This is a genomic window from Aeromonas sp. 603757, assembly GCF_049171255.1.
GTDB classification, from domain to species: Bacteria; Pseudomonadota; Gammaproteobacteria; order Enterobacterales; family Aeromonadaceae; genus Aeromonas; species Aeromonas veronii_A.
Genome location: NZ_JAAKOE010000017.1, coordinates 95,921 through 106,185, shown reverse-complemented (window position 1 = coordinate 106,185; position 10,265 = coordinate 95,921). Strand labels below are relative to the sequence as shown.

Below are 10,265 nucleotides of genomic sequence, written 5' to 3'. Positions count from 1 at the left end.
TGCTGGCAACTGAGCTCGCCTTTTTCAATCTGCTCGACCAGTGCCAGTTTAAAAGTCAGTGAGTAATCGCGCTGTGTTCGTTTCACACCTTGTCCCATCGGGTTCTCCATGTATTGGGGGGGAAAGGTGTAAACCATATTCAGGACGGGACAACAGATACAAAAAAGGAGGCCTAAGCCTCCTTTATTTTTTATAACAGTGCTGGAATTAGACCAGAGCTGCTTTAGCTTTTTCAACCAGGGCGGTGAAAGCCAGCTTGTCGTGAACGGCGATATCGGACAGGATCTTGCGATCGATCTCGATAGAAGCCTTCTTCAGACCGTTGATCAGACGGCTGTAGGACAGACCGTTCTGACGGGCAGCAGCGTTGATACGCGCAATCCACAGCTGACGGAATTGACGCTTTTTCTGGCGACGGTCACGGTAGGCATACTGACCAGCTTTGGTTACCGCTTGTACCGCTACGCGGTAAACACGGGAACGGGCGCCGTAGTAACCCTTGGCGGCTTTCATTACTTTCTTGTGACGAGCACGAGCAGTCACACCACGTTTAACTCTTGGCATTTTTCACATCCCCCCTTATGCGTACGGCAGACAAGCGACAACACGTTTGTGGTCGGCAGCGGAAACAAAGAACTTCGGTCCCAGCTGACGCTTACGCTTACTGCTCTTCTTGGTCAGGATGTGACGCAGGTGGTTGTGCTTGCACTTGAAGCGACCTGAGCCAGTCTTCTTGAAGCGCTTTGCGGCGCCCCGGTTGGTTTTCATCTTCGGCATTTCATACTCCGCATTGTGAGTGACAACAAAATCGCAAGGCGAACCGACTCATGGAGCGAGCCCCATGAGTCAATTTCTTGTGGGCCTTAAGATTTCTTCTTAGGTGCGAGGACCATCACAGCTTGACGGCCTTCGACTTTCGGGAACGATTCGACTACGGCTAACTCTTCCAGATCGTTCTTGACGCGCTCAAGAACCTTGATACCAAGATCCTGGTGTGCCATTTCACGACCACGGAAGCGCAGGGTGACCTTAGCCTTGTCCCCGTCTTCCAGAAAGCGAACCAGGTTGCGTAGTTTTACCTGATAGTCGCCTTCGTCAGTGCCAGGACGGAATTTGATCTCCTTGACCTGGACGACTTTCTGCTTTTTCTTCTGTTCTTTGGTGGTTTTGCTCTTTTCGTAGAGGAATTTGCCGTAATCCATGATCCGGCAAACGGGCGGCTCGGCGTTCGGACTGATCTCGACCAGATCCACTTCGGCCTCTGCGGCCAAGTTCAGTGCTTCCTGGATAGATACGATGCCAAGAGCTTCGCCATCCAGACCAGCCAAACGAACTTCTTTCAGACGGATCTCTTCATTGATCCGGTGAGCGCGGGCTTGCGGTTGCTTGCCCAGTTTTTTTCCGCCTTTTATAGCTTATTCCTCCACTTTCTTTTGTCCGCGGGTCTGAACTTCCTGGGTCAGCAGAGCGATGAACTCTTCAACAGGATAAGTGCCCAGGTCAGCCCCTTTACGAGTCCGTACTGCAATCTTACCGGCTTCAACTTCTTTATCGCCGCAGACCAGCATGAAAGGTACTCGCTTCAAAGTATGCTCGCGGATTTTAAAGCCAATCTTCTCATTTCTCAAGTCCGCTTTTGCGCGAAGGCCCGCATCATTCAATGCTTTGGCTACTTTCACCGCATAATCGGCCTGATTGTCCGTGATATTCATGACCACAGCCTGAGTCGGAGCCAACCAGGTCGGGAACAGACCGGCGTACTCTTCAGTCAGAATACCGATGAAGCGCTCGATAGAACCCAAGATGGCCCGGTGGATCATCACAGGTACATGGCGATCGTTGTTTTCGCCCACATAAGTGGCACCCAGACGACCAGGCAGGGCAAAGTCGAGCTGCACGGTACCACATTGCCACGCACGATCAAGGCAATCGTGCAGGGTAAATTCAATTTTTGGACCGTAGAACGCCCCTTCACCCGGCTGCAAATCGTACTTCAGACCGTTGAGCTCCAGCGCTTCGGCCAGCGCTTTCTCGGCGCGATCCCACATCTCGTCAGAGCCGATACGCTGCTCGGGACGAGTGGATAGCTTGACCACGATGTTCTCGAAGCCAAAGGTACCGTAGACGTCATAGACCATACGAATACAGCCGGAGACCTCTTCCATGATCTGCTCTTCGGTACAGAAGATGTGAGCGTCATCCTGAGTGAAACCGCGCACCCGCATCAGACCGTGCAGGGAACCGGACGGCTCGTTGCGGTGGCAGGAACCAAACTCGGCCATACGCAGCGGCAGATCGCGGTAGGACTTCAGACCCTGGTTGAAAATCTGGACGTGACCCGGGCAGTTCATCGGCTTGATGGCGTACTCGCGGTTTTCGGACTGGGTGGTGAACATGGCCTGGGCATACTTCTCCCAGTGACCTGAACGCTCCCACAGGACGCGGTCCATCATGAACGGACCTTTCACTTCCTGATAGTCGTACTCTTTGAGCTTGCCGCGGATAAAGGTTTCCAGCTCACGGAAGATGGTCCAGCCATCGTTGTGCCAGAACACCATACCGGGTGCTTCTTCCTGCATGTGATACAGGTCGAGCTGCTTGCCGATCTTGCGGTGGTCGCGCTTGGCGGCCTCTTCCAGACGCTGCAGATAGGCCTTGAGTTGCTTCTTGTCAGCCCAGGCGGTACCGTAGATACGCTGCAGCATCTTGTTGTTGGAGTCGCCACGCCAGTAGGCGCCGGACATCTTCAGCAACTTGAAGTGGTGGCAGTGACGCATGTTGGGCACGTGCGGGCCGCGACACATGTCAATGTACTCTTCGTGATGATAGAGACCTGGCTGGTCATCACGGGCAATGTTCTGATCCAGGATTTCGACTTTGTAAGACTCGCCGCGCGCCTCGAATACATCGCGCGCTTCTTGCCAAGAGACTTTCTTCTTGATGACGTCGTAATCCTTGGCTACCAGCGCCAGCATGCGCTCTTCCAGGGCAGCCAGATCTTCATCGGTCAAGGTACGGTCAAGATCAACGTCATAGTAGAAGCCGTTGTCGATGACAGGACCGATGGCCATCTTGGTCTGGGGCCAAAGTTGCTTGATAGCATGACCCAGCAAGTGGGCGCAGGAGTGGCGCAGGATGTCCAGACCTTCTTCGTCTTTGGCAGTGATGATGGCCAGCGCTGCATCGGCTTCGATCAGCTCGCACGCATCCACCAGTTCACCGTTTACCCGACCGGCAATGCACGCCTTGGCGAGACCGGGACCGATGTCCGCAGCCACATCCATGACGGAAACAGAGTGGGCAAATTGACGTTGGCTGCCGTCAGGCAGAGTAATGATTGGCATTATGTGTTTCCTTATACAGTGGTGACCCCTACCAAAGGTCACATGCGGGATGGAAAAGAGATTCAAAAAGGTGATGTTCTGGTTCTCCACAGCACTTTGCGAAGACGGCCTGACACGCAAACAGCATGTCTAACATGACAAACCAAGCCAAAACGGCCCCCATGCTACCAGAAGTCGGGCGTGCTGTATCGGATTTGCAGATATTTTCTACAGTCAAATGAGTCGCCTGCCGACTATTCACCAAGCAGGGATTGCCAGTTGAAGTCAAAGTCACTGCTCCCCTCCTCGGCCAGCGCCAGCTCTTGCAGCACCTGAAGCGCCAGCTTGTTGCCCTTTTGTGCCGCCTGATAGAGCCACTGCTTCGCCTGAGGCAGATCGACCCTGCCGCTGACCCCCATCAGATGAAGGACGCCGACTTTCAGCATGGCCGGGACATCACCATTGCGGGCAGCCTGATCCATCCAGTGAAAGGCTTGGCGCAGATCTCGCTTGACCCCAACACCGCGCAGATAGAGCTCTGCCAGCCGATATTGGCCGAAGGGATCCCCTGCCTGCGCCGACTGGCGATAGAGGCTGATGGCCTGATGGATATCCTGCTCGCTCCCCTGCCCCACCTCATGACTCCAGCCCATCAGGGCTTGCGCCCGAGGTTGGCCTTGATCGGCCAGTGGCGACCAGATCCGGGTCGCCTCATCGAAGTGACCGGTACGCCAGGCACGGTTGGCGGCAGCCATCTCCTGCTCGGTGGAGAGCGGAAGCAGACGCCAGATAACCAGCGCAAGCAGACCGATAAACAGCCAGCGGGAAGTGGTGGGTCTCATGATGATTTCCGTGATCCAGTTCTCATTTTGTCTATGTAAACGAAATGTAGCGCCGCGATCAAGCTAGAGATCCCCACGAAAACCCTTTTTGCACCCGGTCGACCAGCAGTTGTTGTCATTTATCCGGGGCACCTGCAAAATAACTGTATGTATAAACAGTGTCGGTGCACACCATGGCAGGACGAGGCAGCCCCAACAATATCGATCACCGTTTTAGCGGCCCCCTTGTCGAAGCGGTCGATGACGGCTGGCAATCGTCCGATTGGGATGCCGCCTTCACTTCTTCTGTGCCTGGCACCGAGGTGCGGGAGATCGATGCACGCAGTATCATCAGCTACAACAGCTCGCCGGATGTCCCCTTTGGTCGCTCCATCAACCCCTATCAGGGGTGCGAACACGGCTGCATCTACTGCTATGCCAGACCCAGTCACGCTTATCTGGAACTCTCCCCTGGTCTTGATTTCGAGAGCAAGCTGTTTGCTAAACGCAATGCAGCCGATCTGCTGCGTCGGGAGTTTGCCAAACCGGCCTATCAGCCACAGACCATCTTCATTGGCGCCAATACCGACCCCTATCAACCCATCGAGCAGCGCTATCGCCTCACCCGGCAGTTGCTGGAAGTGATGCTGGCCCACCGCCATCCGGTCGGACTCATTACCAAGAGCGCCATGATCTTGCGCGACCTCGATCTGTTGACCGAGCTGGCCAGAGAGGGACTGTGTCAGGTGATGGTATCGGTGACGACCTTGAACGAAACCCTGCGGCGACAGCTGGAGCCCCGCGCCAGCACGGGCACCGGCCGCTTGAAAGTGATCGAAAAGCTGGCCAACGCTGGTATACAGGTGGGGGTACTGGCCGCCCCCATGATCCCGCGGCTCAATGAGCCGGAGCTGGAGCAGATCATCAAATCGGCTGCCGAGGCTGGCGCCAGCTGCGCCGATTACATTCTGCTGCGCCTGCCCCACGAGCTGGCGCCGCTATTTGGTGACTGGCTCGATACCCACTATCCGGGCCAGAAGGAGGCTATTTTGAATCAGTTGCGAGCCAGCCGCGGTGGCGGGCTCAACAGTACCGCCTTCGGTACCCGCATGCGCGGTGAGGGGCACTTTGCCGATCTGCTGGCCCAGCGCTTTCGCCTTATCAGCAAACGACTTGATCTGGGCAAACGCCATATTCAGCTCAGGCTGGATGGGTTTATCCGCCCCGGGGAGCAGCTGTCGCTCTTCTAATCCCCCTGCTCACGCCCTTCACGCATCAGGCACAGAGCCCTTGCCTGCCAAGAGGTCGAGAGGAAGATATGCCTCGATACATCCTGTGGAAAACCCGCTTTCCTAATTTTCCAAATTGGCCAACGAAGTAGCCATGTCGCCACAAGATCGCGCAATCCGGTAAAGGCTGTGTTAGCGCCTTAGCCTGCGCGCTGATCCCGACCCTGCTGCACCATTTCAACCGGTAGTCGCGAGGGTTCATGAGCCACTTCGTGCTCATCCTCTTCATACAGCGGCACCTCTGACTCGCCCCATACCCGGCTCCACCAAATTTCCCACGTGATCCAACTGGTCATATGCAGCTCCTGACGGTGAAGGTGATTGCAACAACGCACCACTCGCCTGGCAGGATAGCGGCTGGGAATGACAGGGAAATGACAAAAAAATCACTTGTAAAAAGGCAACTGGCGGTGGCGAGGAAAAGCCGAAACAGTTCACATATTCGGCGAAATCATACTGAAAGCGGTCACAAATCTGCAGGTTGTTGATTGCAGCTCACTCTGTTCCCGCCAAAGCTGAGTTGCCCATTCAGGCATCTATAAAAACAGGGACACAATAATGAAACACACAGCGGGAATATGGGCGATCGCAGGCATGCTGATCGCCCCCTTGGCGCACGCCGACGTCATACTGCACGCCTTCAACTGGAAGTACAGTGAAGTGACCGCCAAAGCCGATCTTATCAAGTCAGCCGGTTACAAACAGGTACTCATCTCACCACCTCTCAAGTCATCAGGCAACGAGTGGTGGGCTCGTTACCAGCCGCAGGATCTGCGTCTTGTCGACTCCCCTCTTGGCAACAAGCAGGATCTCGAGCAGCTGATCGCCGCCATGAAGGCGCGAGGTATCGCCGTCTATGCCGATGTGGTGCTCAACCACATGGCCAACGAAAGCTGGAAACGCAGCGATCTCAACTATCCCGGCAACGAGCTGCTGCAAAGCTACGCCAGCAACCCGGCCTATTTCGAGCGCCAGAAACTGTTTGGCGATCTCGGGCAAAACTTCCTCTCCGGTCAGGATTTTCATCCCGAAGGGTGCATTAGCGACTGGAGCGATCCGGGTCATGTCCAGTATTGGCGACTCTGTGGTGGTGCCGGTGACAAGGGGCTGCCGGATCTGGATCCCAACAACTGGGTAGTGAGCCAGCAACAGGCCTATCTCAAGGCGCTTAAGGGGATGGGGATCAAGGGTTTTCGGGTCGATGCGGTCAAACACATGAGCGATTACCAGATCAATGCCGTGTTCACCCCCGAGATCAAACAGGGGATGCATGTCTTTGGCGAGGTGATCACCACAGGGGGCGCAGGCAGCACCGATTACGAGCGCTTCCTCAAACCCTACCTCGACAGCAGCGGCCAGGGAGCCTATGACTTTCCGCTGTTTGCCTCCCTGCGCGGTGCCTTCAGTTACGGTGGCAGCATGAACCTGCTGGCGGATCCGGGCGCCTATGGTCAGGCGCTACCGGGCAGTCGTGCCGTCACCTTTGCCGTGACCCACGACATCCCCACCAACGACGGCTTCCGCTATCAGATCCTGAGCCAGACTGACGAGAAGCTGGCCTATGCCTACCTGCTCGGCCGCGATGGTGGCTCGCCACTGGTCTATTCGGATCACGGCGAAACCCAGGCCAAGGATGGACTGCGCTGGCAGGATTACTACCAGCGCGCCGATCTCAAGGAGATGATCCGCTTCCACAATACGGTGCAGGGTCAACCCATGCAGCTGATCGGCAGCGGTGACTGCTTCGTGCTGTTCAAACGGGGCAAACAGGGGCTGGTCGGCATAAACAAGTGCGACTATGAGCAGGAGTATTGGCTCGATACCGCCAAGTTCGAGATGAACTGGTATCGCAACTATCGTGACGTGCTCGACCAAGGTGCCGTGGTCAATGTGCAGAGCCAGTGGTTACGGGTCGCCATTCCCGCCCGCAGCGCCAGAATGTGGCTGCAGGAGTGAGCCTGCCGTAAGAGCAGCGTAGAGTCATAAAATGCAAATAAATAAAAAGAGCGACCACCTGGGTCGCTCTTTTTGATCAGAGACGTTGCTCGGGTAACTGGTGACGATTACTCGTCGCCCGCTTCCCCAGCATCGACCGCATCAGTGCCGGTCACGGTATCGGTACCTTCAGATACCTCACCGTCAACGGCCAAAGCGTCGTTCTCGTCTTCGTCGCTCTCGGCGATACGCTGCAGGCCAACCACGGTCTCGTCTTCACCGGTACGGATCAGACGGACACCGCCGGTGTTACGGCCAATGACGCTCACCTCGGCAACACGGGTACGCACCAGGGTACCGCCGTTGGTGATCAGCATGATCTGGTCGGTATCTTCGACCTGGATCGCATCGATCACCTTGCCATTGCGCTCATCCACCTTGATGGAGATAACGCCTTGGGTACCACGGCTCTTGGTCGGGTATTCGGCCAACGCAGTCCGCTTGCCGTAACCGTTCTCGGTGGCGGTGAGGATGGCACCTTCGCCGCGCGGAACGATGAGGGAAACCACCTTGTCACCGGCGCCCAGCTTGATGCCACGGACACCGGCTGCGGTACGACCCATGGGACGCACACCCTTGAAGGTACCCTTGCTTTCGGTGCCTTCGCCGTTGTCGCTACCATCATCGTCGTTGCCGGCATCGTCGTCGGTTTCAACGTCATCGCTGACATCGGCATCAGCGCGACCGCTGCCTTCCGCGAAGCGAACGACTTTACCCGCATCGGAGAAGAGCATGATCTCGTTGCTGCCATCGGTGATATCCACCCCGATCAGCTCATCACCCTCTTTGAGGTTGATGGCGCGGATACCGGAGGAGAGCGGACGGCTGAAGTCAGAGAGGCTGGTCTTCTTCACGGTACCGTTGGCGGTGGCGAAGAAGACATACTTCTCGGCGTCATATTCCTTCACCGGCAGGATAGCGGTGATACGCTCACCCTCTTCCAGCGGCAGCAGGTTGATGATCGGACGACCACGGGCGCCACGGGATGCTTCCGGCAGCTGGTAAACCTTGAGCCAGTAGACCTTGCCACGGGTGGAGAAGCACAGAATGGTGTCGTGGGTGTTGGCCACCAGCAGACGCTCCACAAAGTCCTCTTCCTTGATCCGGGTGGCCGACTTGCCACGACCACCGCGGCGCTGGGCCTCGTAGTCGGAGAGCGGCTGATACTTCACATAGCCCTGGTGAGACAGGGTGACCACCACGTCTTCCGGGGTGATCAGATCTTCGATGTTGATCTCGGCACTGGACATGCTGATCTCGGTGCGACGCTCGTCGCCATACTGCTCGCGTACAGCCAGCAGTTCATCGCGGATCACTTCCATCAGACGAGCCGGGCTCGCCAGGATGTGCAGCAGCTCGGCGATCAGGTCCAGCAGAGATTGGTACTCTTCCAGGATCTTCTCGTGCTCAAGGCCGGTCAGCTTGTGCAGACGCAGGTCAAGGATGGCCTGGGCTTGTTGTTCGGTCAGGAAGTATTGACCTTCACGGATACCGAACTCGGGCTCCAGCCACTCTGGCCGTGCCGCGTCGTCGCCCGCTTTTTCCAGCATGGCGGCCACGTTGCCGAGTTCCCAGCCCTTGGCAACCAAGCCCGCTTTCGCGTCGGCCGGGGTCGCGCTGTGACGGATCAGCTCGATGATGGGATCAATGTTGGCCAGCGCAACCGCCAGACCTTCCAAAATGTGCGCCCGATCCCGCGCCTTGCGCAGTTCGAACACGGTCCGGCGAGTCACCACTTCACGGCGGTGCAGCAGGAACGCATCAAGGATCTCTTTAAGGTTCATCACCTTGGGCTGGTTGTTATCGAGCGCCACCATGTTGATGCCGAACGTGGTCTGCATCTGGGTGTGCTTGTAGAGATTGTTCAGCACAATCTCGCCGGACTCGCCGCGCTTGATCTCGATAACGATGCGCATGCCGTCTTTGTCAGACTCATCGCGCAGGGCACTGATGCCCTCTATCTTCTTCTCTTTGACCAGCTCGGCGATCTTCTCGATCAGTCGAGCCTTGTTCACCTGATAGGGGATCTCGTGAACGATGATGGTCTCGCGACTGGTCTTCTCGTCCACTTCCACTTCAGCTTTGGCCCGCACATAGATGGAGCCACGACCGGTACGGTACGCCTGCACGATGCCGGAACGACCGTTGATAATGCCGCCGGTGGGGAAATCCGGGCCGGTGATGTAGGTCATCAGCTCGTCAATGGTGAGGTCGCCGTTTTCGATCAGCGCCAGGCAGCCATTGACAATCTCGGTGAGATTGTGAGGCGGAATGTTGGTCGCCATGCCCACCGCGATACCGGAGGAGCCGTTGACCAGCAGGTTGGGAACCTTGGTAGGCATGACCGCCGGGATCATCTCGGTGCCGTCATAGTTCGGCACCCAGTCCACGGTCTCTTTGTCCAGATCAGCCAGCAGCTCGTGGGAGATGCGGGCCATCCGCACTTCGGTATAACGCATCGCCGCGGCGCTGTCGCCGTCGACCGAACCGAAGTTGCCCTGACCATCGACCAGCATGTAACGCATGGAGAAATCCTGCGCCATCCGGACAATGGTGTCATACACAGCGCTATCGCCGTGCGGGTGATATTTACCGATTACGTCACCGACCACACGGGCCGATTTTTTATAGGGCTTGTTCCAGTCGTTCCCCAACTCGTTCATAGCAAACAGAACGCGGCGGTGAACCGGTTTCAAGCCATCACGCACATCCGGCAGAGCTCGTCCTACGATCACGCTCATGGCGTAATCAAGATAGGAACTCTTGAGCTCTTCTTCGATGTTGACCGGCGTGATCTCTCTGGCCAGATCGCTCATAGAAAGCCTTATCCCTAATTA

General features: G+C 56.6%; 9 protein-coding genes. 2 read left to right on the top strand and 7 right to left on the bottom strand.

Annotation, left to right across the window (positions count from 1 at the left end; translation table 11 throughout):
• Positions 1–207 precede the first annotated feature (207 nt).
• From rplT to G5332_RS15970, 5 genes are all read right to left on the bottom strand, one after another.
• A complete protein-coding gene (gene rplT, locus G5332_RS15990; protein WP_005300683.1) occupies positions 208–564 on the bottom strand; it encodes a 50S ribosomal protein L20 in 357 nt (118 codons plus the stop codon).
• A 15-nt stretch (positions 565–579) separates the two neighbouring features.
• Positions 580–777, bottom strand: a complete 198-nt coding sequence (gene rpmI, locus G5332_RS15985; RefSeq protein ID WP_005300673.1) for a 50S ribosomal protein L35 — start codon at positions 775–777, stop codon at positions 580–582.
• A gap of 86 nt (positions 778–863) precedes the next feature.
• Positions 864–1,394, bottom strand: a complete 531-nt coding sequence (gene infC, locus G5332_RS15980) for a translation initiation factor IF-3 (RefSeq protein WP_234923365.1) — start codon at positions 1,392–1,394, stop codon at positions 864–866.
• 21 nt (positions 1,395–1,415) lie between these two features.
• A complete protein-coding gene (gene thrS, locus G5332_RS15975; RefSeq protein ID WP_005336690.1) occupies positions 1,416–3,344 on the bottom strand; it encodes a threonine--tRNA ligase in 1,929 nt (642 codons plus the stop codon).
• A gap of 233 nt (positions 3,345–3,577) precedes the next feature.
• Positions 3,578–4,165: a tetratricopeptide repeat protein gene (locus G5332_RS15970; RefSeq protein ID WP_184233683.1), complete on the bottom strand. Its 588-nt coding sequence runs from the start codon at positions 4,163–4,165 to the stop codon at positions 3,578–3,580.
• Between the two features lie 173 nt (positions 4,166–4,338).
• On the opposite strand from G5332_RS15970, the gene G5332_RS15965 reads away from it, so the two are divergent.
• The gene (locus G5332_RS15965) at positions 4,339–5,394 is read left to right on the top strand and encodes a PA0069 family radical SAM protein (protein WP_005336693.1); all 1,056 of its coding nucleotides are present in this window, start codon (positions 4,339–4,341) and stop codon (positions 5,392–5,394) included.
• 179 nt (positions 5,395–5,573) lie between these two features.
• Here G5332_RS15965 and G5332_RS15960 read toward each other — a convergent pair whose 3' ends face one another.
• Complete coding sequence (locus G5332_RS15960; RefSeq protein ID WP_005345370.1) at positions 5,574–5,729, bottom strand: hypothetical protein; 156 nt, start codon at positions 5,727–5,729, stop codon at positions 5,574–5,576.
• Between the two features lie 262 nt (positions 5,730–5,991).
• Here G5332_RS15960 and G5332_RS15955 point away from each other — a divergent pair, with 262 nt between their 5' ends.
• Entirely contained in the window at positions 5,992–7,389 is a 1,398-nt protein-coding gene (locus tag G5332_RS15955) for an alpha-amylase family protein (protein WP_421209059.1), read from the top strand.
• Between the two features lie 107 nt (positions 7,390–7,496).
• On the opposite strand, the gene gyrA is transcribed toward G5332_RS15955, so the two are convergent.
• Positions 7,497–10,244, bottom strand: a complete 2,748-nt coding sequence (gene gyrA / locus G5332_RS15950; protein WP_216962815.1) for a DNA topoisomerase (ATP-hydrolyzing) subunit A — start codon at positions 10,242–10,244, stop codon at positions 7,497–7,499.
• Positions 10,245–10,265: the final 21 nt, after the last annotated feature.

Excerpts from the sequence above, each read along its gene's own strand:
- rplT (WP_005300683.1), bottom strand. The coding sequence starts at position 564 with ATGCCAAGAGTTAAACGTGGTGTGACTGCTCGTGCTCGTCACAAGAAA.
- rpmI (WP_005300673.1), bottom strand. The coding sequence starts at position 777 with ATGCCGAAGATGAAAACCAACCGGGGCGCCGCAAAGCGCTTCAAGAAG.
- thrS (WP_005336690.1), bottom strand. The coding sequence starts at position 3,344 with ATGCCAATCATTACTCTGCCTGACGGCAGCCAACGTCAATTTGCCCAC.
- G5332_RS15970 (WP_184233683.1), bottom strand. The coding sequence starts at position 4,165 with ATGAGACCCACCACTTCCCGCTGGCTGTTTATCGGTCTGCTTGCGCTG.
- G5332_RS15965 (WP_005336693.1), top strand. The coding sequence starts at position 4,339 with ATGGCAGGACGAGGCAGCCCCAACAATATCGATCACCGTTTTAGCGGC.
- G5332_RS15960 (WP_005345370.1), bottom strand. The coding sequence starts at position 5,729 with ATGACCAGTTGGATCACGTGGGAAATTTGGTGGAGCCGGGTATGGGGC.
- G5332_RS15955 (WP_421209059.1), top strand. The coding sequence starts at position 5,992 with ATGAAACACACAGCGGGAATATGGGCGATCGCAGGCATGCTGATCGCC.
- gyrA (WP_216962815.1), bottom strand. The coding sequence starts at position 10,244 with ATGAGCGATCTGGCCAGAGAGATCACGCCGGTCAACATCGAAGAAGAG.